This is a genomic window from Thermopolyspora flexuosa, assembly GCF_006716785.1.
Classification (GTDB): Bacteria; Actinomycetota; Actinomycetes; order Streptosporangiales; family Streptosporangiaceae; genus Thermopolyspora; species Thermopolyspora flexuosa.
Genome location: NZ_VFPQ01000001.1, coordinates 1675039 through 1699972, shown reverse-complemented (window position 1 = coordinate 1699972; position 24934 = coordinate 1675039). Strand labels below are relative to the sequence as shown.

Here is a 24934-nt window from a genome sequence, read left to right as displayed (position 1 = left end):
TGCTCAGACCGGTCCTTCCGTCCTGGACGAACAAGGGACCGCCTCCGGTACGGCGGTGCCGTACCGGAGGCGGCCTCAACTAGGGTCGATCAGCCGGGGATCAGGCGTTGTAGGACCACTTCTGGTTGTTGCCGCCCCAGCAGGAGTAGAGCTGCAGCCGCGTGCCGTTGCCGGTGCCGCCACCCACCGCGTCGAGGCACAGCCCGGACTGCACGCCCACGATGGTGCCGTCGGCCCGGAGCTCCCACTTCTGGTTGGCGCCGCCCCAGCAGCTGTAGATCTGGACCACCGCACCGTTGCTGGAGCCGCCCGCGTCCAGGCACTTGTTGCCGAAGATGCGGAACTCACCGGACGAGGTGTAGGTCCACTGCTGGTTGGAACCGCTGTGGCAGTCGTACAGCTGGACCTGGGTGCCGTCGGCGGTGTTGCCGTTCGGCACGTCGATGCACCGGTTGGAGGCCACGCCCCGGATCTGCCCGGAACCGCCACCCGGCGGCGGCGAGACCGGCGGGTTGGACGGGCCGCCACCGTCGTCGGAGCCCTCGTTCAGGGCGTCGAGCACCGCGTAGTAGGCCTGCTTCTTGTTGCCGTTGTTGTCGAACAGCAGCGGGTTCTGGTACGAGCGCCAGGAGTCGCTGTCGCGGACACCCCAGACGGTGATGCCGGTGCAGCGGTCCACGGCCAGGCAGTCCCGGATCACGCTGGCGTAGGTCTGGGCCGGGGCGTTCTCGATGTCCAGCTCGGTGACCTCGACGTCCACGCCGAGGGCCGCGAACTGCTGCAGGGTGGTGCGGAAGTTCGGGTTGTACGGGTTACCGCTGTTGAAGTGCGACTGGAAGCCCACGCAGTCGATGGGCACGCCGCGGGACTTGAAGTCCCGCACCATGTTGTAGACCGCCTGGGTCTTGGCCGCGTTCCAGTTCTCGATGTTGTAGTCGTTGTAGCAGAGCTTGGCCGAGGGGTCCGCCTGGCGGGCGGTGCGGAACGCGACCTCGATCCAGTCGTTACCGGTGCGCTGGAGGTTGGAGTCGCGCCGGCGGCCGGAGTTGCCGTCCTCGAACGCCTCGTTCACCACGTCCCAGATCGGGATCTTGCCCCGGTAGTAGGACATGACCCCCTGGATGTGGTTGATCATCGCCTGGCGCAGCGCCTGGCCGCTGAGGTTCTGCATCCACTGCGGCTGCTGCGAGTGCCAGGCCAGGGTGTGGCCGCGGACCTGCTTGCCGTTCTGGCGCGCCCAGTTGTAGATCCGGTCGGCCTGGGTGAAGTCGAACCGCCCCTGCTGCGGCTCGGTGGCGTCGATCTTCATCTCGTTCTCGGCCGTCACCGAGTTGAACTCGCGGTTCGCGATGTTGGTGTAGACCGAGTCGTTGAGCCTGTTCGCGGCGATGGCCACGCCGAAGTACCGGTTGTGCTGCGCGGCACCCTCGGCGAGCGTGCTCGCCGCGGCGCTGGCGGGCTGGGTCACCGTCAGGGCCGTGACCACGCCGACCACGCTCACCGTGGCCGCGGCCAGGGCCCGGTACAGCCCGCCGGTGAACCGCCGAGCTCCGGGTCTGGGGAAGGCGTTCACGCCCATGCCTGAGCCTCCATTAGAGGGACACGGAAAGGGAACCGCGGGAGTCCCCGCGGGATCGACGCCGCGCCCGCAGGCGCACACCCCCGAATGGCGTCGGAGCACGGTCCCGCCGACCGGTGCACCCATGATCGGCGGGGCCGTCTGCAGAGCAAGTGTGGGAAACATTCACGAAACTTGTCAATAGCCTGCCGAAAAGTTTCGCTCACAAGATCGGAGCGGTTGGGCGTTCACGCCCATGCCTGAGCGCCCATTAGGGGACACGGAGGGGGAAACCGCGGGAGTCCCCGCGGGATCGACGCCGCGCCCGCAGGCGCACACCCCCGAATGGCATCGGAATGGCATCGGAATGGCATCGGATTACGCCCGCCGGCCGGCATACCGCCGCGCGATCGGCGGGCCATGCATAGAGCGAGCGCGAGGAGTGCCCGAAACTTGTCAATCGTTGGCAGAAAATTTTCGCACCAAGATCAAAACAGCAGGTCGCGGCAGGTTACGGCTATGTGACGGGACAGAAAACTTTCGAAACACTCCCGCGCCCGGCACAACCGAAATACGGCAAGGCGGGCGTGACGGTTCACCACCCGGGTCATTCCGGGCCGCGGACCGCGTAACGGCCGGCGATCGCGGTACCGGCGAGCGTGATCAGCACCACGAGCCCGAAACAGGCCACGTACGCGGCCTCGCCGCGGCCCAGGGCGGTGAGCAGGGCGCCGGTGACCGCGACCGTGACCACCGAGAACACCGACTCGCCGACCTGGAGGGCGGAGCTGTTCGCGCCCCGCTCCTGCGGCGGGGACAGCTCGAGCACGAGCACCGAGAGCGTGGGGTACACCATGCCGATGCCGAACCCGCTCACCGCCCAGGCGGCGAAGCAGACGACCACCGGCACCGCCGGGAGCAGGGAGAGCGCCACCAGGGCGGTGCCGACGCCGATGAGCGCGGTGCCGAGGCGCAGGATGACCCGCCGGTTCCACGTCCGCCGCCCCTGCAGCCAGGAGCCGAACGACCAGGCCATGGCGCTGCCGGTGAGCGCGAGCCCGGCCTGCCAGACCGGCAGGCCGCGGTGGACGTTGAGCATGAGCGGCACGAGCACCTCGGCCGCGTAGAAGGCGCCGGCGGCGAGGCCGCGCAGCGCGATCACCGTGGGCAGGCCGCGGGCTGCCCGCAGGGTGCCCGCGGGCAGCAGCGGCGGGAGGGCCACCCCGAGCACGGCGAGCCCGGCGGCGGCGAGCAGCGCGCCGAGCCCGGCCTGCCGCCCGTCGTCCTGCTGCAGCAGGCCGCCGCCGTACTGCAGCAGCGCGGCGCCGGCCGCCGCGGCCCCGGCCCAGCCGAGCTTGCCCCACACCGACCCGGCGGCCACCCCGCTCTCCCCGGGACGCGTCCCGGCGTCAGCGGGCTCCTCGGCGGCGTTTTCGGCGGCTTCCTCGGCCTCGCGCACCCGGCGCAGGCCGCGCCACAGCAGCAGGGCCGCGGGCGCGGTCACCGCGGGCACGCCGAGGAAGACCCAGCGCCATCCCGGCCCGTCCACGAGCAGGCCGGTGATCGCGGGGCCGACCATGGAGGGCACCACCCAGGCGGCGGCGAGCAGCGAGAACACCTTCGGGTGCAGCGCGCTCGGGTACACCCGGCCGACGAGCACGTACAGCGAGACCGAGAACAGGCCGCCGCCGAACCCCTGCAGCAGCCGCCCGGCGATGAACGCCTCCATGCTCGGCGCCATCCCGGACACGGCGAGGCCGATCATGAACGAGACCACGCCGGTCCAGATCGGCGCCTGCGGCCCGGTGGCGTCGTTCCACCGTCCCCCGCCGACCATCGCGACCACGCCCGCGGCGAGCGAGCCGCTGAACGCGAGCGCGTAGAGCTCCTCGCCGTGTAACGCCCGGGCCACCACCGGCATGGCGGTCGCCACCGCCAGGTACTCGTAGGCCATGAGCACGGTGAGCACGACCATCCCGATGGAGACGGTCCGGTACCGTGGCGCGAACGCCCCCTTCGCCCGCCCGGTCAGCGCTGTACCCACAGTACGGACATTACGGTCATCGGGTCGATCGTGCATCCACCGTTTCGGTCGGCCTCGGGCAAGCCCGCCGAGGTGTCCGGCCGCCTCATCCGGGCACTTCACCGTCCGGGTGGGCGCCAATAGAATTTCCGGCGCAGGGTACGGAGAATCGCAAAGATTGCGCCGGTCGTCCAATAATCCCGGAGGTTGATGGTGTCCCGTCAGATCGTTTCCGTCATCGGCGGCAAGGACGCCGAGGCGGCCGGCACGCCGTACACGTCGGTGAACCCGGCCCGCCTCGACGAGGCGGTGGCCGAGGTACGGCTCGCCGACGCCGCCACGTTCGCCGCCGCCTGCCGCAGCGCGGCCGAGGCGCAGCGCGAGTGGGCGCGGGTGCCCGCGCCGGTCCGCGGCCGGGTGATCGCCTCCATCGGGCGGCTGGTGGAGGAGAACGCCGCCACGCTCGCCGCGCTGGTCACCCGGGAGATCGGCAAGCCGTACGCCGAGGCGCTCGGCGAGGTCCGCGAGATCATCGACACCTGCGACTTCTTCCTCGGCGAGGGCCGCCGCCTGTACGGCCAGACCGTGCCCTCGGAGATGCCGGACAAGCAGCTGTTCACGTTCCGGGTGCCGGTCGGGGTCGCCGCCGTGATCACCGCGGGCAACTTCCCGGTCGCGGTGCCGTCGTGGTACCTGGTGCCCGCGCTGCTGTGCGGCAACGCCGTGGTGTGGAAGCCCGCCGAGTACGCCGCCGCGTCGGCGCACGCCCTCTACCGGCTGTTCGCCGCGGCCGGGCTGCCCGACGGCGTGCTCAACATCGTCTTCGCCGACGGCGAGCAGACCTACGCCGGCCTCGACCGGGCGCTCGCCGAGGGCACGGTGCACAAGGTCGGCTTCACCGGCTCCAGCGAGGTCGGCCGGCGCATCGGCGAGCTGTGCGGGCGGCACCTGCAGTCGCCGTGCCTCGAGCTCGGCGGCAAGAACCCGATGGTGATCATGCCGGACGCCGACCTCGACCTCGCCGTCGAGGGCGCGCTGTTCTCCGGGTTCGGCACCGCCGGGCAGCGCTGCACCTCGCTCGGCACCGCGATCGTGCACACCGACGTGCACGACGAGTTCGTACGCCGGTTCGCCGCCGCGGTGGCGGAGGCGAAGATCGGCGACCCGCGGGACAAGGTGCTGTACGGCCCGCTGCTCGACCGCCGGTTCGCCGAGCGGTTCGAGGAGTACCTCACCTGGATCCAGCCGCACCACACCGTGGTCACCTCGCCGATCGGCCGGATCACCGCCGACAACCCGCGCGGCGGCTTCACCGGCGAGAACGGCCTCTACTACCACCCGGTGATCGTGGACGGGGTACGGCCCGTGGACCGCCTGTTCACCGAGGAGACCTTCGGCCCGATCGTGGGGGTGACCACGTTCCGCACCCTCGAGGAGGCGATCGAGCTGGCCAACCTGCCCGGGTACGGGCTGTCCTCCTCGATCTACACCACCGACCCGCGCGCCGCGTTCCGGTTCCGCGAGGGCGTCGGCGCGGGCATGGTGAGCGTGAACAACTCCACCTCCGGCGCCGAGGCGCACCTGCCGTTCGGCGGCAACGGCCGCTCCGGCAACGGCAGCCGCCAGTCCGGCATGTGGGTGCTCGACCAGTTCACCCGCTGGCAGGCGATGAACTGGGACTACTCGGGGCGGCTGCAGAAGGCCCAGATGGACGTGGCCGAGATCGTGCCCGACCTCGGCTTCCGGCTCTGACCCGTCGCGGCCGGTCTCTCCGGCTCGCCGTACCGGCCGCGGAACGGACGACGCCGGGCCCCGTCGCCGGGGGCCCGGCGTCGTCGTCCCGTCAGGTCAGGTACGGCCGTCCGGCGGCCGCCGGCCGTCGTACCCGAGCAGGCGCATCGCGACCTCCGGGTCCATCGCCGCGGCGAGCAGCTGGGCCCGCTCCGCGGCCCGGTCCCGGGACTCCTCGGCCCGCGCCCGCGCGGCCTGCTGGTTGCGGATGAGCAGGTACGCGAGCACGACGCCGGCGATGACCGCGAGCACCCCGATGAGCAGGATGATCAGCAGGCCGGTGGAGAACCCGTCCGGTCCCGCCGTCGCCGGGCCGTCGGTGGCCCCGCCGGTCCCGATCGCCCCGGCCCCGCCGCTGATCAGCGCAGCGCCGAGCAGGGTGAACGCGACGAGCGCGACGACCGCGGCGAGCACCACCCACACGCCCCGGCCCGACCGGCGCCGCGGCTTGGCCTCCGCCGAGGGGTACGGCGGCGGGGGCGGAGGCGGCGGCCCGTCCTCGCTCCACGGCACGAAGTCCGGCCGCCCGTTCGCCTGCGCCTGGCCGTCGCCGGGCCGGTCCGGCAGCGGCGGCGGCTTGAACACCACCGGTACCGGGGCGGTGCTCGGCGGCGGGGGCGGGGCGATCACGGGCGCCGCGGTGCGCCCGGAAGCGGACGTGCCGCCCGCGGAGGCGCCGTCCGCGATCACGCCCTCCACGATCTTCGGCGGCGCCATGCGGGGCGCCCGCAGCGGCGGCTCCGGCAGCGGCAGCATCGGCGTGCCCGGCTGCTGGTGGGCGCGCAGCGCCGCCTCGTGGTACTCCTCGATCTCGGCCATGAACGCCGGGTCCTTGTAGACCGAGCCGTCGAGGATCGTGCCCTGCCGGCCCTCGATCACCGCGGCCACGTCGTCGCCGCTGAGCGTCTTGTGCCGCTCCAGCGCGTGCGCGACCGCGAGCACCTCGGTTCGGTTCTCCCGGAGGATCTGCTCGGCCTTCTCCAGCAGGCGGGAGAGCGTGCGCTCGATGCGCTCGCCGAGGCCGTCGGCGATCGCCTCCTTGCCGCCCTTGTCCTGGGCGTCCCGCCGCCGCCGCGGATCGGGCTTGCCGGGCATGATCTGCAGGCGCTGCAGCGCGGGCAGCGAGGAGATGCCCGAGCCCATGCCCCAGTGGGTCTCCATGAGCGCGGCGACCGTGGTCGCCGAGTCGAGGTCACCGGAGACGCCCGAGGAGTTGTCGTTGCCGAAGAACATGCGCTCCCCGGCGAGCGACGCGAGCGAGACGAGGATGTCGGCCTCGTACGTCGACCGCCACTCGGTGAACTGGTCCTCCACCGGGATGCTCGACACCATGCCGAGGTAGCCGGCGCCCTTCTCGATCGTCGCGATGTCGATCTCGAGGTGGTGCCGCACCCGGTAGGCCATGACCGCGTGGCAGGCCTCGTGCACCGCGGTGGCGTGCCGCTCCCGCTCGACGTACTCGACGCCCTCCGGCGGGCCGAGGCTCTTGAGGTGCTTGGCCTTCATCACGTCCTGCCACGTGATCACCTCGCGGCCGTCCCGGATCGCCATGATCAGGGCCTCGTTCACCAGGTCCTTGATCTTGGCGCCCGAGTAGTACGGGGTGATCGTGGCGAGCTTGTCGATCTGCTCGTCGGTGAGCTCGTGCTTGACCTTGGCGAAGTAGCCCTGGTAGGTGCGGACCCGGCCCTCCTTGGACGGGTAGCCGACCTTGTAGATGCGGTCGATACGGCCCGGCCGCAGCAGCGCCTCGTCGAGGGCGTTCGGCATGTTCGTCGCCATCATGACGAGGATCCGGTACTTCGGCGGCGGCTTGGGCCGCATGCCGAGCAGGCGGCGCACGTACCGGTTGATGAAGCCGCGCGGCTTCTTCAGGCCGGACAGCTCGGTGAGCAGGGCCTGCAGGGTGCCGGCGTTGCCGCCGCCCATGCCGCCCACGAAGAACCGGTTGCGCCGGACCTGCGGGGCGTCGTCGTGGGAGGAGAGCGCGGCCCGGGAGAGCTCCCACTGCACGTGCGGGGAGAGGTAGCCGAAGCCGTTGCAGCCGCTGGTGGCGAACGCCTGCGGCATCATGCCGGTCCCGATGCCCGGCGGGCCCTGCTGGGCGAGGGCCCCGCGGCTGCCGAGCGAGTCGGCCTCGTCGAAGAAGACGATCACGCCGCCGTACCGCAGGGCGAGCTTGCGCAGCTTGCGGAAGAGCGACTTGACCTTGAGGATGCCGACGCCCATGAACATGTTGATGAAGGCGCCGGGGTCGACGAACACGTACGGCTTACCGGTCTCGCCGGCGACCGCCTCGGCCATGAGCGTCTTACCGGTGCCGGGCGGGCCCCACAGCAGCAGGCCGCTCGGCACGTAGCCGCCCTTCTCCTCGATCTCGTCCGGCTTCTCCAGGAAGACGATGTTCTCCTTCACCCGCTCGACGACGTGGTCCTGGCCCCACACGTCGGAGAACCGGGTCTTGATGTCGTCCGGGTAGTAGGTGTCGATCCCGCCCCGGGACAGGAACCAGAACAGGCCGACGAACTGGAAGATGATGAAGAAGAACGCGAAGGCGAGCTGCAGGCCGTACGGCAGCACCTGCCAGAGCAGCGCCGGGGCGGTGAACAGCGCGGTGAGCGGGTTGGTGTCGAGCACGGCCGCGAGCACCATGGCGATGACCGCGATCCAGAAGAACACCTTGATGACCCGCGCGATGCGGAACCGCGTCCAGTCGCTGAACCGCCGGTGGGACCAGCGCTCGAACCCGCCGAAGACCTTCTTCGTCCAGAAAAGGTGGTAGCCCGCCGACCGCTCGCTGATGAGGAAGTGGATCTGGCGCAGGACCTCCAGCCCGATCAGGGTGAAGATCACCATGCCCCACCGGTCGGCGGCCGTCGCCACCAGGGACTCGGGGAAGGTGGTGATGCCCTCGAAGGTGACCAGGTGGTTCCAGACGAGGATCAGGTAGGCGACGGAGAGCCCGAGGAGGAACTTGATCCGGTCCCACGGGGACAGCCGCTTGCGCGTCACCCGCTCCGGGTCGCCCGGGCCGGTACCGGGCGCCCGCAGCCCTTCCGGCTGGGGTGGTGGATTGCTCAACGGAACTCCTTACGGGGCGTCCGGCTTGATTCGGAAGGATTGCGCGACGAGGTCGATCTGCTTGGAGCGGGCCTTGTAACAGTCGGTCGAGCACTGGATCAGCAGCATCGACATCGTGTTGCCGTCGCCGGACAGGTACACCGTCTTGTTGAGGGTCTGGCTCTGCCCCGGGCCGACGGTCATCGTGAAGACGGTTCGCACGCCCTTCGCCCCGCCCGGCTGCGGCAGCTCCTCGTCCTTGATGATCTCGACGCCGTTCGCGGGGCCGTCCTCCCCGACCACCGGGATGAGCACGTTGCGCAGGTAGTTGAGCGAGGCCTGCTGGCGCTGCGCCGGGGTGAGGGTCTGGACGATGGCGAGCGCGAACGGCTCGTCCGGAGGCCCGTTGGTGCCGGTGAGGTGGTCGATCGACGGGGTCCGGCCGGCGTCGTAGGCGACGGTCCAGATGAGGTCCTTGATCGCCTGCGTCTGCTCGGAGTCCGGATCCCCGAGCAGCAGCCGGTCGAGGGCCTTCTGGTCGACCTTCTGCCACTCGGCGGGCACCTTGAAGTACGCCTTGCCGCTGCTGTCCCGCACGTAGGTGAACTCGGGGCCCGCGCATCCGGCGAGCACACCCGCGGCGGCGGCAAGCGCGACCACCGCTCCGGGTCTCGCCCGCGCTCTCTTCATTGGGGCCTTACCTCCGCTTTGCGGTTGTCGGGGGGTTGTGCCCGTTTTTCGAGTATCTCTCCCCGGTGTACCGAAACGCACTACGGAAATTTTCCCAAATCTTGGCGTTTTCTTGTACCGTCCTGTGATCCGAAGGGGGAAGCACGGGCAGGCCGTACCGGCATTCGGCGGCGGTGTGCCCGGGACCGTTCCCGGCCGGATTCCCGGCGGTGCGGGCCGAGGTCCCCGCGGCGGACCCGCCCGGCGACGTCCGCGGCCAAATGCGCCCCCGATCAGCCGTCCATGAAACGTTCAATCAGGTCCTCGACCTGGTCGTTGAGCCGCGCCCCGCGGGCCCAGCCCGCGTAGTGGGTGAGGAACACGACGATCTCGCGCAGTTCCTCGGGGGTGAGCACACCGGTCCGCATCGACACGTCGAGCTGGACGGCCACCTGGTCGTCGAGCCCCTGCCCCACCAGCAGGCCGAGCAGCAGCAGCCGGCGGTCGCGGTCGCTGAGCACGTCGCGGGACCACACCTCGGCGAACAGGTCCTCCACGGTTCTGGCGAGGAAGTCGCGGGCGGCGGGACGCTCCCGGCCGTGCGCCTGGCCGACGGTGCGCATACCCCGGGCGTGATGGGCGAGTTGCTCGTCCAGGCTCTCGCTCATGAGCCACTCCACTGTGTCGGGCCGACCGGTGAGGGTGGGCGGGCCCGGATATCCGGCTGGTCCCCCGAAACCTATCTTTGGGTACTTCCCGCGCCAGGAAAAGGCTCCGTGGCAAAGAGGTCGCGAACGTTGACGAGACGGCGCGCCGGTGAATGCGCGCGCAATGCGGCGTTCATATGGATGTAACGAACGTCCCGGAGGCGCGTCCGCGGGGCGGCGCGGTGCGCGCGCTCGAGTGCCTCTACGAGGCCGGCCGGGCGGAATCGGGGCACGTGGGCGGGCGGATGAACGACCGGCGGACGGGCGCGGCGCGCGGGCCGTCCCCCTCCCCCGCCGGCCGCCACGTGTCCCCTGCGGGGAGGGGCCGGGGCGGCCCTAGGCTTGATCCATGCCTACCGCACTGATCACCGGAGCGACTTCCGGACTGGGCGCGGCCTTCGCGCGCAGGCTCGCCGGCGACGGCCTCACCCTCATCCTCAACGGCCGTGACGAGGAGCGGCTGCGCGCGACCGCCGAACATCTCCGCAAGCGGTACGGGGTCGAGGTGGAGACGCTCCCCGCCGACCTCACCACCGACGACGGCATCGAGGCCGTGGCCGAGCGGCTGCGGGCCGGGGTGGACCTGCTGGTGAACAACGCGGGCTTCGCCCACCGCCGGTCGTACCTGAAGGTGCCGATCGAGGACGAGCTCCGCATGCTCAAGCTGCACTGCGAGGCGGTGCTCCGGCTCACCTCCGCCGCGCTGCCCGGCATGGTCGCCAAGGGGCGCGGCGGGGTGATCAACGTCGCCTCGGTCGCCGCGTACTTCCCCAGCGGCAGCACGTACGGCGCGAGCAAGGCGTGGCTGGTGCAGTTCAGCCAGTCGGCCGCGGGCGAGGTGGCGGACAAGGGGGTGCGGGTGATGGCCCTGTGTCCCGGGTTCACCCGCACCGAGCTGCACCAGCGGGCCGGCATCGACCCCGGCGGCATCCCCGGCTTCCTGTGGCTGGACGCCGACCGGGTGGTGGCCGAGGCGATGCGCGACTTCGCCCGCGGGCTGCGGGTCAGCGTGCCGGCGCGGCGTTACAAGCTGATCGCCGCCGTCGGCAGGCTGACCCCGCCCAATCTCCTCGGCCGGATCGCCGAGAAGGTCGGCCTGTGAGCGTTGGCCGCGAGCTCAGCGCCCGATGTTGAGCTCGTGGCCGATCGCCAGGCCGGTGTCGATGTCGAAGAAGTGCATGTTGTGCGTGTCGACGACGAGCTCGACCTGCTGGCCGGGGCGCACGTGGCTGCGCGAGTTGACCCGCGCGGTCCACAGCGACTTGTCGCCCGCGAGCGGCAGCGCGCCGTCCTCGTCGTCGCTGGTCTCCTGCGCGGCGGCGGTGTCGCGGTGCTCCAGCGGCGGCGCGTCGATGAAGAACAGCACGTTGATCTCGCTGCCCAGCTCCTCGGTGACCTCCGCGCGCACCGGCATCCGCGCCCACCCGGCGTGGTCGTGGGCCGCGCTCACGTCCTCGAAGTCCGACGGGCGGATACCGAGGATGATCTTGCGGCCGAGGTAGCGGTCGAGGCCGGGCTTCTCGGCGAACGTGGAGTCCGGCACCGGCAGCCGGTAGCCGGCGAACGCGACGTACGCGCCGCCGTCCCCGCGGACCAGCTCGGCCCGGGTGAAGTTCATCGACGGCGAGCCCATGAAGCCGGCGACGAACAGGTTCACCGGGTTGTCGAACAGGTTCTGCGGCGTGTCGACCTGCTGCAGCACACCGTCCCGCAGCACGCAGACCCGGTCGCCGAGGGTCATCGCCTCGACCTGGTCGTGCGTGACGTAGACGGTGGTGACGCCGAGCCGCTCGTGCAGCGTGTTGAGCGAGGCGCGCATCGACACGCGCAGCTTGGCGTCGAGGTTGGACAGCGGCTCGTCCATGAGGAAGGCCTGGGGCTCGCGGACGATCGCACGGCCCATCGCGACGCGCTGCCGCTGACCACCGGAGAGCGCGGCCGGCTTGCGCTTGAGGTACTGCTCGAGGCCGAGCATCTTGGCGGCCTCCTGCACCCGCTTCTGGATCTCGGCCTTCGGCATCTTGCGGAGCTTCAGGCCGAACGCGAGGTTCTCCTCGACGGTCATGTGCGGGTACAGCGCGTAGTTCTGGAACACCATCGCGATGTCCCGGTCCTTCGGCGGCAGGTGGTTGACCACCCGGTCGCCGATGAGGATCTCACCGGAGGTGATGTCCTCCAGACCGGCGATCATCCGCAGCGCGGTCGACTTACCGCATCCCGACGGGCCGACCAGCACCATGAACTCGCCGTCCTTGATCTCAAGGTTGAGATCGTTCACGGCCTTCACGCCGCCGCCGTACACCTTGTCGACGTGCCTTAGAACAATCGATGCCATGACAGTCCTTCGCGCTCAGGTCTGGCCGGGACGGCGGCCGCACCTGGTTACGGATATGGATACGTTTTCATCATCACACACGACACGCACCGACAGTGTCAAGAAGTTCCTTATTTTCATGGTCTTTCACGGGGGCGGGCCTGGTCAGGCCCGTGGAACTGTGATGGAATCGATTCCATCATGAGCACGAACAGTCCCCGTAGGGTGACGATCAGGGATGTCGCCGAGGCCGCGGGCGTGGGGGTGGCCACGGTCTCCCGGGTGTTGTCGGGCACCGGGTCAGCGAGCCCGGAGACCCGGGAACGGGTGCTGGCGGCGGTGGCGGCGCTCGACTACCGGCCGAGCGCGCTCGGCCGGAACCTGCGTCGCCAGCGCTCGGGCGGCATCGGCCTGCTCGTCCCGGACATCACCGACCTGTTCTACGCACGGCTCGCCGACGGCGTCATGGCGGGGGCCCGGGAGGCGGGCGAGCCGGTGATCATCGGGGTGACCGGGGACGACCCCGAACGCGAGGCCGACCGGATCGGGGCGCTGGTCGAGCAGAGCGTGGAACGGGTGATCGCGGTGCCCGCGGGCGACGGGGAGAGCTGGGCCCCGGCGATCCGGGCGGGGCTCACCGTGGTGTTCGCCGGGCGGCGCGGGCCGGACGAGCCCGCGGTCCCGGCCGTGCTCGCCGACGACCGCACCGGCATGCGCACCGCGCTGGAGTACCTGGCCGGGCTCGGGCACCGGCGCATCGCGTTCCTCGCCCGGTACGGCGACCGCCGCCGGGTGCGGACGTTCCTCGACACGCTGGCCGCGCTCGGCGTCACGGCCGACGAGGACCTCGTCGCCTACGCCCGGGCGAGCCGCGACTCGGCGTACGCGGCGGCGGCGGGCCTGTTCCAGCACCGCCCGGACCTCACCGCGCTGCTCGCCGGGGGCAACCTGCTCGGCGAGGCGGCGGTGCTCGCCGCGCGCGAGCTCGACCTGCGCATCCCCCGTGACGTCTCGCTGATCATGTTCGACGACGTGCCGTGGGCCGAGCTGTGCTCCCCGCCGCTCACGGTGATCGCCGAGCCGGCGCGGGACATGGGCTACCGCGCGGCCGAGCTCGTGCTGCGCGAGGGGCGGCGGGCGCGGGAGCCCCGGGTGGTGACGCTGCCCACCGAGCTCATCGTGCGGGCGAGCTGCGCGCCCCGGCGGCGGACCCGGCCGGGCGGGTGACCGGCGCCCGCGCCGTGACGCGGAGGTCGGCCGCCGGGCCGGTGCGCGGTGCGCCCGGTCCGGCGGACCGGCCGTACCGGACATGGATGCCGGATCAGCCGAGGACCTTCTCGATCGCCTCGATGACGGCGGGGTCCTCCGGCTCGACCCGGGGGCGGAACCGCGCCACCACCCGGCCCTCGGCGTCGAGCAGGAACTTCTCGAAGTTCCACTGCACGTCGCCGGCATTGCCGTCCGCGTCGGGGAAGGCGGTCAGCTCCCGGTAGAGCGGGTGCCGGTTCTCGCCGTTGACGTCGGTCTTCTCCAGCAGCGGGAAGTCCACGCCGTAGGTGGTGGAGCAGAACTCCAGGATCTCCTCGGCGGTGCCGGGCTCCTGCCCCAGGAACTGGTTGCAGGGCACGCCGACCACGGTGAACCCGCGCTCGGCGTAGCGGCGGTGCAGCCGTACCAGTCCCTCGTACTGGGGGGTGAGGCCGCAGCGTGAGGCGACGTTGACGACGAGGGCGGCGCGGCCCGCGAGGATCTCCCCGAGCGTCGTCTCCTCCTGCCTGAGGGTACGCACGGGCACGTTGAGCAGAGTCACGGGACGAGCATAACCCTGCCCCGCCGGCGATATCACCAAAAGGTATAGATCGGCATTTTCATGCTGAAATGTGGCGATCCTCACTGGCACCGGAGAACGGTCCTGGTAGACAGACATCGGCGGAGGGCGCGAACAACCGGATGATCTTCACCAGAAGGGCAGAAAAAATCTGAATAAATGACGAGTGCGGCAATGTGTCGGCGTTGCCATGTTTCACCCCTGAAAGGGACATGCCTATGCCGACGCATCGCACCATCGGCGCGACGCTCGCCGCCACCGCCCTCGTGGGCGGAACCGCGACCACGGCCGCCGCGGCCGCGCCCGCGACGGCCGCCGTCCGGCCGGCGCTCGTCGCGGCGACGACGTCCTCCGCCGCCGTTTCCACGGCCGCGCGAAAGGCGCCGACGACGAAGGCGCGAAAGGCGCCGAGCAGGAAGGCGCGGAACAAGGCGATCGCCCGCCCCCTGGCGCGCGCCCGCGGCTGGGCCGCCGCCCAGTTCGCCTGTCTGAGCAGGCTGTGGGAGCGCGAGAGCGGCTGGAACCACCTCGCGCGCAACCCCCGTTCGGGCGCGTACGGCATCCCGCAGGCCCTTCCGGCCGGGAAGATGGCGTCCGCCGGAAACGACTGGCGGACAAATCCGAAAACTCAGATCAAATGGGGCCTTCACTACATCAAGTCGCGGTACGGCACGCCGTGCGCCGCGTGGATTCATGCCAGGTCACGCGGCTGGTACTGATCCAAACCCCATGGCACGGCAATTTTTCCCGCCGTCCAAGGTCATCCGCGCGCCGAGCCGGTTAACCCCGCACCCGCGAGACGGGCGGCCGTCCGCACCGGTTCGGCAAACACCTCTCCGCAGCGTGTCGCAGGTAATCGGCCGCGACCGATTCGCGTACTAGAAACCGCCACAGGACCCGTCGCGGTGCCTTCCGGACCATTCCCGCACGGAATGGCTCAGGACCGGGAGGCCGAGCGGACGGCCGGCGCCCACGCCATGGGCGAGCGGCCGCACGACGGGCGCACGCGGGCGCACCCGCAGGCCCACGGGCCGCCGCGGGCGTGCCCGGATGCCCGTCATCCGCACGCGGCCCGAGGAAAGGATGGATTTGGACAGCAAACGCGCGTTGCGCAAGACCGTCGTGACCGTCGCCACCACCGCCCTGCTCACCGGCGGCGCGGCCTCCGCCGCTGCCGCCGAACGGGGGAACCCGCCCGCGGCCGAGCCGGACGCGCAGGCCGCGCGCGCCCCGCAGAGCGAGGCCCGGGACGGGGCTCGGAGCGGTTCGCCGTCCGGGCCGGACGCGCGGCAACGTCCGCTGCCGCCCGAGGTGCCGCCCCGGGTGCCGCCGATCGGACCGAAAGCGAGGTCGTCGGAGTTCGGCCCCTCGGCCGAGCTGTGGGCCGAGGTGTGGCACGCGATGGACGCGCTGCCGGAGCGGCTCACGCCGCCGTCCGGCCCGGGGGTCGCCATACCGGAGTTCCCGGCAGGGCTCCGCCCGGGCCTGGTGGCCGAGCGTCCGTCCGAGGCCGTACGGCCGCGTGCGGCGGAGGCCGGGCAGGCGCAGCGGCCCGACGGCACGCAGCAGACCGAAGGAACCCAACAGGTCGAGGGCACTCGGCACGCCGAGGCGTCCGGGCGGCCTGAGGAGGCGTCGCAGCGGCAGGAGGCCGCCTCGAAGCAGGGGGCGGCGCTCCCGCGGGGGACGCACCGGGCCGCGCACGCGCAGCAGCGGTTCGCCGCGGGCTTCGCGCGGACGCGGGCCAAGGCCGTGCACAAGGCCGTGCACAAGGCCCGGCACGCGCGGCACGCCCGGGCGCACGCCGGACGCCACTCGGTGAAGAGCTTCGCCTTCCACCTGGTCCGCCGCTCCTGGGGGCCGGGGCAGTTCCGCTGCCTCGACCGGCTGTGGACCAGGGAGAGCAACTGGAACCACCGCGCGCGCAACCCCCGTTCGGGCGCCTACGGCATCCCGCAGGCGCTGCCCGCGCACAAGATGAGGGTGTCCGGGCGCGACTGGCGCTCCAACCCGATCACGCAGGTGCGCTGGGGGCTGCGGTACATCAAGTCGCGGTACGGCACGCCCTGCGCCGCCTGGGCCCACTTCCAGCGGCGCAACTGGTACTGAGCCCGGCTCGGTGCCGCCGGGCCGACGCGTGGCGAGGGGCGCCTGGGGGAAGGGGCACCGCTCGGGCACGCGCGGCCCACACGCGGCGGCCCGGGACCGACACCGTCGTCGGCCCGGGCCGCCGGCACGCACGAGAACGGCGACTGCCCGCCGCCTCGCACCCGATCACACCCGGCCGCCGGGGCGCACGCGCCCGCGCCTTCCGCCGCTTCCCGGGCCCGCCGCCCTCCCTCCCGGGCGGGCACAGGTGACCGGCGGGCCACCCGGGCACCGATCACGCGGCGGCCGCCTGCCTCTCCCGAGCACGAGCCGAACGGGCGATCCCCGCGCGGAGCCGAGGGGTGCGCGTTCGCCCACCCCGCCCTCGGTGTCCCGACCGGGTGGTCGCCGGCATGCGTCCGGGCCACGCGCGAACCCGGCGAGCACGGATCGCCGGGCTTCGGCCGCGTCCGCTCCCGGGCTGCTCGGCCGCGGCGGCCCGGTGCGGATCAGGCGAGGCAGGCGACGGTGAGGAGGCTGCCGCCGATCACGGCGAGCACGCCCAGCCAGGCCAGCAGCGCGTCCGCCCGGTTGTCGAGCGGGCGGCCCGCGTGCAGGGCGCGCTGCACCCTGCGGAACCGCACCCCGGTGCGGGCGAGCAGCACCGCGCCGCAGAGCGCGGCCACGGCGAAGGGCGGTACGGCGAGCGGGCCCGCGCCGCCGCGCAGCGAGAGGAAGGCCGCGCCGAGGCCGCCCGCCGCGAGCGCGGCCGCGGTGCGCACCCAGGCGAGGCGGGTGCGTTCGCTCTGCAGTCCCCGGTCCCACACCCGCTCGGGCATCACTGCCCCAGCAGGATGAGCACGAGCGCGAGCACGGCGACCGCGGCCACGCCGTACCCGAGCAGCGGGGCGATCGACGGCGCCGGCAGCGGCTCCCCGCGGCGCAGCGCCCGCTGCACGCGGCGCCACCGCGGGTAGGCCATTCCGGCGGCGAGCGCGGCGAGCAGCACGAGGAGGACGGCGATAAGCGTGCGCATCCACGGCAGGAACACCTGCTGCGGCATCGCGGCCACCGCCACCCCGGCGGCGCTCAGCGCGAGCGAGGTGCTGAGCCAGGTGAGGAAGGTGCGCTCGTTCGCCAGGGTGAACCGCGGATCGGGCTCGCTCTCGTCACCGCCCCGTGCCGCCGTCGGGAGAGGGCCGTGCGAAGAGCTCATACGACCAGCGTATTGACCGATTTTCCCTGCTTGGTGACGGGGAGGGGCGGTGCGGCCCGGTCAGGTGCACTCGCGGGCGATGCGCTCGGCCGCGGCGGTGCCGTCGGTGACCACCCGCTGCACCGCGTCGACCGCGTCGTTGACGTTCCGGACGTTGATGCCCTCGAGGGAGCGCGCCAGGTCGGACAGCGCGTCGTTGAGCGTGGTGTTGCCGACCCTGTCGGCGATCTCGTTCAGCCGGTCGGCGGCGTCGTTGAGGGCCCGCTCCATCTCCGCGGGGTCGTTGCCCAGCTGGCGGACGCGGCTGATCGTCTCGGTGACCACCTTGCTGCTCTCCAGGCAGGCCTGGGCCTTGTCGAGGGTGCTGCACCCGGCGGCGGCCGGCGTGAGGACGACCGCGGTGGCGAGGGAGAGCCAGATGGACGGACGGCGCATGCCTCGAACCTACATTGCGCCCGCCCCGGGCGCGCGGTACGGCATGGCGCCCGGGTACGGCCTCAGGCCGAGCCGTCCCGCGCCCGCAGGTACGCCGCCACGCCGTCGAGCACGCGCTGCAGCCCGAAGTCGAAGTCCGGCTCGGTCTCCGGCCCGACCTCGGCGTGCTCCGGGTCCGGGTCGGTGGCGAAGTCGGGCCCCTCGAACACCCCGGAGGCCGCCATCTCGTGGAGCACCGGGAAGCGCCCGGGGTCGAGCAGGCGGGCGAGCAGGCGGCCGTACCGGGCGAGCATCTCGCCCTCGGTGACCCCCTCCTCGCGGCGGGCCCGGCGCAGGTTGCCGACGAGCTCGGCCTGGCTGCGGACGAAGCCGTTGACGAGCATGACGAGGGCGAGCCGCTCGATCGGGGCGAGGCCGGTGCCGGTGAAGCTCTGCAGCCCGGTCTCCATCCAGGTGAGCTGGTTCGGCGAGATCGGCAGGTGGTCGACCGGGATCCGGGTGATCCACGGATGGCGGCGGTAGACCGCGAGCATCTCCCACGCCCAGCGCTCCAGCCGCGTGCGCCACCCCTCGGCCTCGGTCACGGCGGGCGAGGGCCGCCCGATCACGTGATCGATCATGAGGACGAGGAGCTCCTCCTTGCTCTCCACGTAGCGGTAGAGCGACATCGTGGTGAAGCCGAGCTGCTCGGCCACCCGGCTCATGGTCACCGCGGCGAGCCCTTCGGCCGCGGCCACCTCGACCGCAGCGGCCACCACCCGCGCCAGGCTCAGGCCCGGCTTGGGCCCCTTGCGCGGCCGCTCCCGCAGCCCCCACAGCAGCTCCAGCCCGCGCGACAGGCCGGCCTGTGCCGCCGGACCGGCCTCCTGCTTGCCGCGGCCCACGCTCTCCCCATGCCCGTTGACGTCCACCTCCCACTGTGTATACCGTACAGCAAATAATGTATGAGGTACACAGTAGAACGTACACAGTAAGGACCGACGACGCATGACAGCCGAAGCGGTCGTCGAGGCGACCGGACTCACGAAATCCTTCGGGGCCACCCGGGTGCTCTCCGGCGTGGACCTCGCCGTGCCGCGGGGCACGATCCAGGCCCTGCTCGGGCCGAACGGCGCGGGCAAGACCACCACCGTGCGCATCCTCGCCACGCTGGTGCGGCCGGACGGCGGCACCGCCCGCGTGGCCGGGCACGACGTGCTGCGCGCGCCCCACCTGGTGCGCCGCTCGATCGGCCTCACCGGCCAGTTCGCCGCCGTGGACGAGCTGCTGACCGGCATGGAGAACATGACGCTGATCGGGCGGCTGCACCACCTCGGCCGGGCGGGCGCCCGGCGGCGCGCGGCCGAGCTGCTGGAGCGCTTCGGCCTCGCCGAGGCCGCGCACCGCCGGGTGCGGACCTACTCGGGTGGCATGCGCCGCCGCCTCGACCTCGCCGCCACGCTGATCGCCGAACCCCCGGTGATCTTCCTCGACGAGCCGACCACCGGCCTCGACCCGCGCAGCCGGCAGAGCCTGTGGGAGATCGTCACGGAGCTCGCCGCGGGCGGCGTGACGATCCTGCTCACCACCCAGTACCTGGAGGAGGCCGACCGGCTCGCCGACCGGATCGCCCTGCTCGACGAGGGCACGGTGATCGCCGAGGGCACCGCCGAGCGGCTCAAGCGCGAGGCCGGCCGGGAGCACGTCGAGCTGTTCTTCGCCGCCGCCGCGGACTTCGCCCGCGCGTCCGCCGCGCTCGGCGCGCGCGTGGTCCGCCGCGACGAGCACCGGCGGGCGCTCACCCTCCCCACCGACGGCACCGCCGACGAGGTCCGCCGCATCCTCGACCACATGGCCGCGCACGGGCTCGCCGTGGCGCGCGTGGCCCTGCACCGCCCCACCCTCGACGACGTCTTCCTCGCCCTCACCGGCCGGAAGAAGGGAAAGGCCGCCTGATGCCCACCGCCACCGTCCCGGCGCGCCCGCAGTACCGCGCCACGCCGTACCGCCCGGCCCCGGCCCGCGCCGCCGCCGAGTGCCTCGTCATGGCCGGGCGCAGCCTCCGGCACATCACCCGCAACCCGGAGAACCTGATCCTCGCGGTCGTGCTCCCGGTCATGATCATGCTGCTGTCGGTGTACGTCCTCGGCGGCGCGATGAACGTCGGGCGGCGCTACGTCGACTACGTGGTGCCCGGGATCATGCTGCTGTGCGCGGGGTACGGCGCGGCGCTCACCGCGCCCGTGATCGCGGCCGACGTGCGCGACGGCATCGTCGACCGGTTCCGTTCCCTGCCGGTGTTCCCGTCCGCGGTGCTCGTCGGCCACGTCACGGCGAGCGTCGCCCGGAACCTGCTGTCCACGGCGATGGTGATCGCGGTGGCGCTGCTCGCCGGGTTCCGCCCCGCGGCGGGCCCCGGCGCCTGGCTCGCCGCGCTCGCCCTGCTCGTCCTCTACATCACGGCGGTGTCCTGGACCGCGCTCGGCCTCGGCCTGCTCGCCAGGTCGGTGGAGGCGGCGAGCGGGTTCGGCTTCGTCTTCCTCTTCCTTCCCTATGTGAGCAGCGGGTTCGTCCCGCCCGAGACGATGCCCGCGGTGCTGCGGGTGATCGCCGAGCACCAGCCGATCACCCCGATCACCGACACGCTCCGCGCCCTGTTCCTCGGCGGCTCCCCCGGCGGCGACGCGGCGCTCGCGGTCGCCTGGTGCGCCGGCCTGCTCGCCGCCGGGTACGGCACGGCGACGCTCGCCTTCAGGCGCCGCTCCCGGTGAGCCGGCGCAGCGCGGCGAGCACGGTGGCCCGGTCGGTGGTCGGCCAGAACGGCGGCAGCGAGGCCCGGAGGAATCCGGCGTACCGGGCGGTGGCCAGCCGCGGGTCGAGCACCGCGACCACGCCCCGGTCGGTCTGCGCGCGCAGCAGCCGCCCCGCGCCCTGGGCGAGCAGCAGCGCGGCGTGGGTGGCGGCGACGGTCATGAAGCCGTTGCCGCCCTTCGCCGCGACGTGCCGCTGCCGGGCCGAGGCGAGCGGGTCGTCGGGCCGCGGGAACGGGATGCGGTCGATCACCACCAGGGAGAGCGACGGCCCCGGCACGTCCACCCCCTGCCACAGCGACAGCGTGCCGAACAGGCAGGTCGCCGGGTCCTCGGCGAACTGCCGGACGAGCAGGCCGGTGGCGTCGTCGCCCTGGCACAGCAGCGGCACGTCGAGCCGCTCGCGCAGCGCCTCGGCGGCCTGCCGGGCGGCGCGCATCGAGGAGAACAGGCCGAGGGTGCGCCCGCCCGCCGCCTCGATCAGCGCGACGATCTCGTCGAGGTAGGCGTCGGGCAGGCCCTCCCGGCCCGGCTGCGGCAGGTGCTTCGCCACGTAGAGGATGCCGGACCGGGCGTGGTCGAACGGCGAGCCGACGTCGAGCGCGGACCAGCCTTCCTGGCCGAGGCCCCACTGCCGGGCCATGCCGTCGAAGGTGCCGCCGAGCGCGAGCGTGGCCGAGGTGAGGATCACGGTGCGCCGGCCGAACAGGTTCTCCCGCAGCATGCCGCCGACGGTGAGCGGCGCGACGTACAGGGTGGGCGGGCGGCGCTCCCCGCCCGCGGCGAGCCACACCACCTCGGCGCGGTCCACCTCGTTCTCGATGCCGAACGCGTCCAGCATGCGCTGGGCGGTGTCGTGCACCTCGTCGAGCGCGGTGAACGCCGCCTTGCGCTGCCCGGCCAGCTCGGGCCGGTCGTCGTCCGCCCGCTCGGTGCGCGGGCCGAGCGCGGTGAGGCAGGCGGCCGCGGCGTCCCGGACCACGCCGAGCACGGTGCCGAGCACCGGGGGCAGGGTGTCGATCCGGCCGGGCGGCGCCGCGGCGAGCAGCGCCTTGAGGTCCTCCCCCGCCGCCTGCAGCCGGTCGGCCACGCCCTGCTCGATGAGCCGGGCGCACCGCCGTACCGCGGTGAACACGGTGCTCTCCGACAGCTCGCCCGTGGTCACCGAGGTGACCCGGTCGACCAGGTCGTGCGCCTCGTCCACCACGACGACGTCGTGCTCGGGGAGCACCGACGCCTCCTCCATCGCGTCGATGGCGAGCAGCGCGTGATTGGTGACGATCACGTCCGCCTCCCCGGCGAGCTGCCGGGCGCGCTCGGCGAAGCAGTCCTCGCCGTACGGGCAGCGGTTCGCGCCGAGGCACTCGCGGGCGCTCACCGAGAACTGCCGCCAGGCCTGCTCGTTCACGCCGGGCACGAGCTCGTCCCGGTCGCCGGTCTCGGTCTCCTCCGCCCACTCGAGGATGCGCTGCACCATGCGGCCGGTCGCGCTCACCGCGCGCGGGTCGAACAGCTCGTCCGGCTGCTCGTCCTCGGGCATCTCGGCGGACATCCTGTACCGGCACAGGTAGTTGCGCCGCCCCTTGAGGATGGCGAAGCTCGGCCGGTACGGCAGGCGGCCGGCGAGCGCCTCGACGAGGCGGGGCAGGTCGCGGTCGACGAGCTGGCGCTGCAGGGCGATCGTCGCGGTGGAGACGACCACGGGGGTGCGGGTGGCGACCGCGTGCCGGATCGCCGGGACGAGGTAGGCGAGCGACTTGCCGGTGCCGGTGCCCGCCTGCACCGCGAGGTGCTCGCGGGCGTCGATCGCGTGCCGTACCGCCTGGGCCATCTTCACCTGGCCGGGCCGCTCGGAGCCGCCGAGCGCCGCGACCGCCACGCTGAGCAGCTCCTCGACGGGCGGCAGGTCGTCGGTGGCGGCGTCGGCCTCGCCGGCGGCGGCCTCGTCCGTCCCGGGAGTCTCGGCTGAAACTTCCAGCTCGGAGCCGGACGACATTTCGGTCTCGGGGCGGGTGTCCGAAATCGGCTCGGTGCCGAACGGCCCGTGATCGGCCGCATCGCCGGTCGCGGGGTGGTCGGCGGACCCGATGGGGGGCGTCGGCGGAAGAGAATCGGGCACGAGCGTCAACGGTACCCCGTCGCGAGAGGGGTCAAGCCGCTTATTCTCTTCTGAGTGCAAAGCTCTCCGACTTCTCCGGGCGGATGGAGGGCCGCCCACGGTAAGGTTTGACCGTCTAGTGGACGAATAAAGGCTGGTAATAGCACTATGTCTGCCATGTCGGAAGTTGTCCCACTACCCTCCTTCGGCGAGGTCTTCTTCGATGCCCGTGGCCAGGAGCGCGTGCTCCGGGTGACGTGGCACGAGGGCACCCTCGTCCTCAGCCTGTGGCGGGGGGAGATGTGCACCGCCAGCTTCCGCATGCCTTTCCAGGACGTCGAGCGGCTGCTGCAGACCCTGGAGGTCGGCTTCGCCGAGGCGAGCAAGCAGCTCTCCGACCAGGCGGAGCCCGCCGAGGAGCGGCCTCAGGCACAGGGCGACTACCCCGACTACCCCGGTACCGGCCAGTACGTCCGTCCCGAGCAGGAGGGTGACCCCGCGGCCCAGCAGCCCGGCGGCTACCCCGACCAGCCCGCCTACTCCGGCGCCGACGCCTACTCCGGCGGGCCGTACCAGGACCAGGGCGGCTACCAGGACCCCGCGCACTACTCCGACGGCGCGGGCTACCAGGAGGGCGGCTACCAGGACGGCAACGCGTCCTACCCGGAGGGCGGCGCGTACCAGGACGACTACCAGGACAACGGCGGCTACCAGGACTCCGGGTCCTACCAGGGCGGCGGCTCGTCGTACACCGACAGCGACCCGCGGCTGTCCTCGCTGCCGACGGTCGGCCCCAACGACGTGCTCGTGGCGCGGGGCAACCCGGCCCCGGACAAGCTCGTCGCCTCCGGCCCGCCCGCGCAGTACGGCAGGCAGAACGACCAGTACGCCGACCAGTACGCCGGGGACCGCTACTCCGGCGGTGACCAGTACTCCGACCAGCAGTACGCGGACCAGCAGTACGCGGATCAGTACGGGTCGGACCAGTACCCCGACCAGTACGGCGGGAACCGGTACGGCGCCGACCAGTACAGTGCCGACCAGTACGGTGACCAGTACAGTGCCGACCAGTACGGTGACCAGTACGGCGGCGCGGACCAGTACGGGCAGTACCCCGCCCAGCAGTACGGTGGCCACCCCGGCCCGGTGCCGCAGGGGTCCGGGCGGCCCGGGGAGGGCGGCACCGACCCGTACGGCACGCCGTCCCTCGACCCGCAGGGCGGCTACGGTGCCCAGCCCCAGCAGCCGGAGGTCGACCCGAACGACCCGCTCGGCCTCGGCCAGGTGGGCGGCCGCGGCGGCCGCCACTCCGCCGGCGACTACGGCCCGGCCGGTGACTACCAGGACTACGGGCAGCAGGGCTACCAGCAGCCGACCACCGGCCCCTACCCGCAGCAGGGCTACGGGCAGGCCCCCGGCGGTTACCCGGCCGAGCCCGCGTACGCCACCGGCGAGCGGCAGCAGCCGCCGGCCGACGACCGCGACCCGCACGGCCGCCGCCGCGAGTGGTGAGCCCGGGCGGGCGCGCCCCGGCGGCCCCCGCCGGGCCCCTTCCCGCTCACGGCTCGTAGGGCAGCGGCACCGGGCGCTTCGGGTCCAGCCCGTCGCCCGACGAGGTGCCGCGCAGCCGCCGGCCGATCCACGGCACGAGGTGCTCGCGCACCCAGCGGATGTCCTCCCGCCGCCGTACCCACGGGTCGACCGGCTCGCGCGGCGGCCACGGCGTGCGCCAGTCGTCCTCGCTCTCCACGCCGAGCACCTCGAGCACCCGGGCGGCGACCCGCCGGTGCCCCTCGGAGTTCATGTGCAGCCGGTCCTCGGACCAGGCCCGCCAGTCCCGCAGGCTCTGCATCGGCCACAGGTCCACCAGGCGGCAGCCGTACAGGTCGGCGATCGAGCGGACGTGCATGTAGAAGACGGCGAACTTGCCGCGCAGCCGCCGCATGACCGGGGTGTCGCGCAGGTCCACCCCGGTGAACATCAGCACCTCGGCCCCGGTACGGCGCAGCTCGCGTACGGTGCGGGCGAGCGTCTTGGCCACCCGGTCGGGGTCGGAGCCCGGCCGGAGCAGGTCGTTCGCCCCGCCGCAGAAGCTGATCAGGTCGGGCTTCATCTCGAGCGCGGCGGGCACCTGGTCGCGGACGATCTGGTCGAGCAGCTTGCCGCGGATCGCGAGGTTGGCGTACCGGAACTCGGGGTTGAGCGTGGCGAGGCGCTCGGCCACCCGGTCCGCCCAGCCGCGGAACCGGCCGTCCTTGCCCGGGTCGTTGAGGCCCTCGGTGAAGCTGTCGCCAATCGCGACGAAGGTGCGGTAGCCGCGGGCGGGCGCCGAGCCGGTGAGGTCGATGTCCGGCATGG

At 72.5% G+C, this 24934-nt stretch carries 22 protein-coding genes; 8 read left to right on the top strand and 14 right to left on the bottom strand.

Translation table 11 applies throughout. The features are described from left to right. Positions 1 to 100: 100 nt before the first annotated feature. Together FHX40_RS07325 and FHX40_RS07320 are read right to left on the bottom strand one after the other, a co-directional pair. Complete coding sequence (locus FHX40_RS07325; RefSeq protein ID WP_142258910.1) at positions 101 to 1579, bottom strand: endo-1,4-beta-xylanase; 1479 nt, start codon at positions 1577 to 1579, stop codon at positions 101 to 103. Positions 1580 to 2165: 586 nt separating this feature from the next. Continuing rightward, positions 2166 to 3602, bottom strand: coding sequence for an MFS transporter (locus tag FHX40_RS07320; protein ID WP_229788677.1), 1437 nt, complete (start codon positions 3600 to 3602; stop codon positions 2166 to 2168). 189 nt (positions 3603 to 3791) lie between these two features. Between FHX40_RS07320 and FHX40_RS07315 the strand changes: the two genes are divergently transcribed. Further along, positions 3792 to 5333 carry an aldehyde dehydrogenase family protein gene (locus FHX40_RS07315; RefSeq protein ID WP_170198748.1) on the top strand — a complete coding sequence of 514 codons (1542 nt, stop codon included), beginning with the start codon at positions 3792 to 3794 and terminating at the stop codon, positions 5331 to 5333. A gap of 96 nt (positions 5334 to 5429) precedes the next feature. Here FHX40_RS07315 and FHX40_RS07310 read toward each other — a convergent pair whose 3' ends face one another. The 3 genes from FHX40_RS07310 to FHX40_RS07300 all read right to left on the bottom strand — a co-directional run bounded on the left by FHX40_RS07310 (position 5430) and on the right by FHX40_RS07300 (position 9769). Then, positions 5430 to 8453: an AAA family ATPase gene (locus FHX40_RS07310; protein WP_142258907.1), complete on the bottom strand. Its 3024-nt coding sequence runs from the start codon at positions 8451 to 8453 to the stop codon at positions 5430 to 5432. 9 nt (positions 8454 to 8462) lie between these two features. Then, entirely contained in the window at positions 8463 to 9092 is a 630-nt protein-coding gene (locus FHX40_RS07305) for a hypothetical protein (protein ID WP_142258906.1), read from the bottom strand. Positions 9093 to 9394: 302 nt separating this feature from the next. Continuing rightward, positions 9395 to 9769 (bottom strand): carboxymuconolactone decarboxylase family protein, encoded by a 375-nt coding sequence (locus FHX40_RS07300; RefSeq protein ID WP_142258905.1) that lies wholly within the window; start codon positions 9767 to 9769, stop codon positions 9395 to 9397. Between the two features lie 388 nt (positions 9770 to 10157). On the opposite strand from FHX40_RS07300, the gene FHX40_RS07295 reads away from it, so the two are divergent. Continuing rightward, the gene (locus FHX40_RS07295; RefSeq protein ID WP_142258904.1) at positions 10158 to 10910 is read left to right on the top strand and encodes an SDR family NAD(P)-dependent oxidoreductase; all 753 of its coding nucleotides are present in this window, start codon (positions 10158 to 10160) and stop codon (positions 10908 to 10910) included. Positions 10911 to 10925: 15 nt separating this feature from the next. Here the strand turns inward: FHX40_RS07295 and FHX40_RS07290 are convergent, their stop codons facing one another. Continuing rightward, positions 10926 to 12143 carry an ABC transporter ATP-binding protein gene (locus tag FHX40_RS07290; protein ID WP_142258903.1) on the bottom strand — a complete coding sequence of 406 codons (1218 nt, stop codon included), beginning with the start codon at positions 12141 to 12143 and terminating at the stop codon, positions 10926 to 10928. Positions 12144 to 12347: 204 nt separating this feature from the next. On the opposite strand from FHX40_RS07290, the gene FHX40_RS07285 reads away from it, so the two are divergent. Next, positions 12348 to 13349, top strand: a complete 1002-nt coding sequence (locus FHX40_RS07285; RefSeq protein ID WP_306465700.1) for a LacI family DNA-binding transcriptional regulator — start codon at positions 12348 to 12350, stop codon at positions 13347 to 13349. 94 nt (positions 13350 to 13443) lie between these two features. On the opposite strand, the gene FHX40_RS07280 is transcribed toward FHX40_RS07285, so the two are convergent. Both FHX40_RS07280 and FHX40_RS25735 read right to left on the bottom strand, forming a co-directional pair. Further along, positions 13444 to 13917 (bottom strand): glutathione peroxidase, encoded by a 474-nt coding sequence (locus FHX40_RS07280; protein ID WP_373286893.1) that lies wholly within the window; start codon positions 13915 to 13917, stop codon positions 13444 to 13446. A gap of 73 nt (positions 13918 to 13990) precedes the next feature. Further along, complete coding sequence (locus FHX40_RS25735) at positions 13991 to 14380, bottom strand: hypothetical protein (RefSeq protein WP_229788760.1); 390 nt, start codon at positions 14378 to 14380, stop codon at positions 13991 to 13993. Positions 14381 to 14384: 4 nt separating this feature from the next. Here FHX40_RS25735 and FHX40_RS25730 point away from each other — a divergent pair, with 4 nt between their 5' ends. Together FHX40_RS25730 and FHX40_RS26155 are read left to right on the top strand one after the other, a co-directional pair. Continuing rightward, on the top strand, positions 14385 to 14669 hold the full coding sequence (locus FHX40_RS25730) for an aggregation-promoting factor C-terminal-like domain-containing protein (RefSeq protein WP_373286892.1): 285 nt from the start codon (positions 14385 to 14387) through the stop codon (positions 14667 to 14669). A gap of 370 nt (positions 14670 to 15039) precedes the next feature. After that, entirely contained in the window at positions 15040 to 16059 is a 1020-nt protein-coding gene (locus FHX40_RS26155) for an aggregation-promoting factor C-terminal-like domain-containing protein (RefSeq protein ID WP_306465699.1), read from the top strand. Between the two features lie 488 nt (positions 16060 to 16547). Here FHX40_RS26155 and FHX40_RS07265 read toward each other — a convergent pair whose 3' ends face one another. The 4 genes from FHX40_RS07265 to FHX40_RS07250 all read right to left on the bottom strand — a co-directional run bounded on the left by FHX40_RS07265 (position 16548) and on the right by FHX40_RS07250 (position 18600). Continuing rightward, entirely contained in the window at positions 16548 to 16877 is a 330-nt protein-coding gene (locus FHX40_RS07265) for a DUF202 domain-containing protein (protein WP_142258900.1), read from the bottom strand. Further along, the gene (locus tag FHX40_RS07260; RefSeq protein ID WP_142258899.1) at positions 16877 to 17254 is read right to left on the bottom strand and encodes a YidH family protein; all 378 of its coding nucleotides are present in this window, start codon (positions 17252 to 17254) and stop codon (positions 16877 to 16879) included. Before FHX40_RS07260 ends, FHX40_RS07265 begins: the two co-directional genes overlap by 1 nt. A 60-nt stretch (positions 17255 to 17314) precedes the next feature. Further along, entirely contained in the window at positions 17315 to 17689 is a 375-nt protein-coding gene (locus FHX40_RS07255; protein ID WP_142258898.1) for a hypothetical protein, read from the bottom strand. Between the two features lie 62 nt (positions 17690 to 17751). Next, the gene (locus FHX40_RS07250) at positions 17752 to 18600 is read right to left on the bottom strand and encodes a TetR/AcrR family transcriptional regulator (RefSeq protein WP_211350188.1); all 849 of its coding nucleotides are present in this window, start codon (positions 18598 to 18600) and stop codon (positions 17752 to 17754) included. Between the two features lie 76 nt (positions 18601 to 18676). Here FHX40_RS07250 and FHX40_RS07245 point away from each other — a divergent pair, with 76 nt between their 5' ends. Both FHX40_RS07245 and FHX40_RS07240 read left to right on the top strand, forming a co-directional pair. Next, positions 18677 to 19624 (top strand): ATP-binding cassette domain-containing protein, encoded by a 948-nt coding sequence (locus FHX40_RS07245; RefSeq protein ID WP_142258896.1) that lies wholly within the window; start codon positions 18677 to 18679, stop codon positions 19622 to 19624. After that, a complete protein-coding gene (locus FHX40_RS07240) occupies positions 19624 to 20439 on the top strand; it encodes an ABC transporter permease (RefSeq protein WP_170198747.1) in 816 nt (271 codons plus the stop codon). The genes FHX40_RS07245 and FHX40_RS07240 overlap by 1 nt, the downstream gene beginning before the upstream one ends. Here FHX40_RS07240 and FHX40_RS07235 read toward each other — a convergent pair. Further along, a complete protein-coding gene (locus tag FHX40_RS07235) occupies positions 20420 to 22474 on the bottom strand; it encodes an ATP-dependent DNA helicase (RefSeq protein ID WP_142258895.1) in 2055 nt (684 codons plus the stop codon). The genes FHX40_RS07240 and FHX40_RS07235 overlap by 20 nt on opposite strands. 279 nt (positions 22475 to 22753) lie before the next feature. Between FHX40_RS07235 and FHX40_RS07230 the strand changes: the two genes are divergently transcribed. After that, on the top strand, positions 22754 to 24088 hold the full coding sequence (locus tag FHX40_RS07230) for a hypothetical protein (protein ID WP_142258894.1): 1335 nt from the start codon (positions 22754 to 22756) through the stop codon (positions 24086 to 24088). 46 nt (positions 24089 to 24134) lie between these two features. On the opposite strand, the gene FHX40_RS07225 is transcribed toward FHX40_RS07230, so the two are convergent. Beyond that, positions 24135 to 24932: an SGNH/GDSL hydrolase family protein gene (locus FHX40_RS07225; RefSeq protein ID WP_142258893.1), complete on the bottom strand. Its 798-nt coding sequence runs from the start codon at positions 24930 to 24932 to the stop codon at positions 24135 to 24137. Between the last annotated feature and the right edge of the window lie 2 nt (positions 24933 to 24934).

Bases quoted from the DNA above. Each gene is read 5' to 3' on its own strand.
- FHX40_RS07325 (WP_142258910.1), bottom strand. From the start codon at position 1,579: ATGGGCGTGAACGCCTTCCCCAGACCCGGAGCTCGGCGGTTCACCGGC.
- FHX40_RS07315 (WP_170198748.1), top strand. From the start codon at position 3,792: ATGGTGTCCCGTCAGATCGTTTCCGTCATCGGCGGCAAGGACGCCGAG.
- FHX40_RS07300 (WP_142258905.1), bottom strand. From the start codon at position 9,769: ATGAGCGAGAGCCTGGACGAGCAACTCGCCCATCACGCCCGGGGTATG.
- FHX40_RS07295 (WP_142258904.1), top strand. From the start codon at position 10,158: ATGCCTACCGCACTGATCACCGGAGCGACTTCCGGACTGGGCGCGGCC.
- FHX40_RS07290 (WP_142258903.1), bottom strand. From the start codon at position 12,143: ATGGCATCGATTGTTCTAAGGCACGTCGACAAGGTGTACGGCGGCGGC.
- FHX40_RS07265 (WP_142258900.1), bottom strand. From the start codon at position 16,877: ATGCCCGAGCGGGTGTGGGACCGGGGACTGCAGAGCGAACGCACCCGC.
- FHX40_RS07260 (WP_142258899.1), bottom strand. From the start codon at position 17,254: ATGAGCTCTTCGCACGGCCCTCTCCCGACGGCGGCACGGGGCGGTGAC.
- FHX40_RS07255 (WP_142258898.1), bottom strand. From the start codon at position 17,689: ATGCGCCGTCCGTCCATCTGGCTCTCCCTCGCCACCGCGGTCGTCCTC.
- FHX40_RS07245 (WP_142258896.1), top strand. From the start codon at position 18,677: ATGACAGCCGAAGCGGTCGTCGAGGCGACCGGACTCACGAAATCCTTC.
- FHX40_RS07240 (WP_170198747.1), top strand. From the start codon at position 19,624: ATGCCCACCGCCACCGTCCCGGCGCGCCCGCAGTACCGCGCCACGCCG.
- FHX40_RS07235 (WP_142258895.1), bottom strand. From the start codon at position 22,474: ATGTCGTCCGGCTCCGAGCTGGAAGTTTCAGCCGAGACTCCCGGGACG.
- FHX40_RS07230 (WP_142258894.1), top strand. From the start codon at position 22,754: ATGTCGGAAGTTGTCCCACTACCCTCCTTCGGCGAGGTCTTCTTCGAT.
- FHX40_RS07225 (WP_142258893.1), bottom strand. From the start codon at position 24,932: ATGCCGGACATCGACCTCACCGGCTCGGCGCCCGCCCGCGGCTACCGC.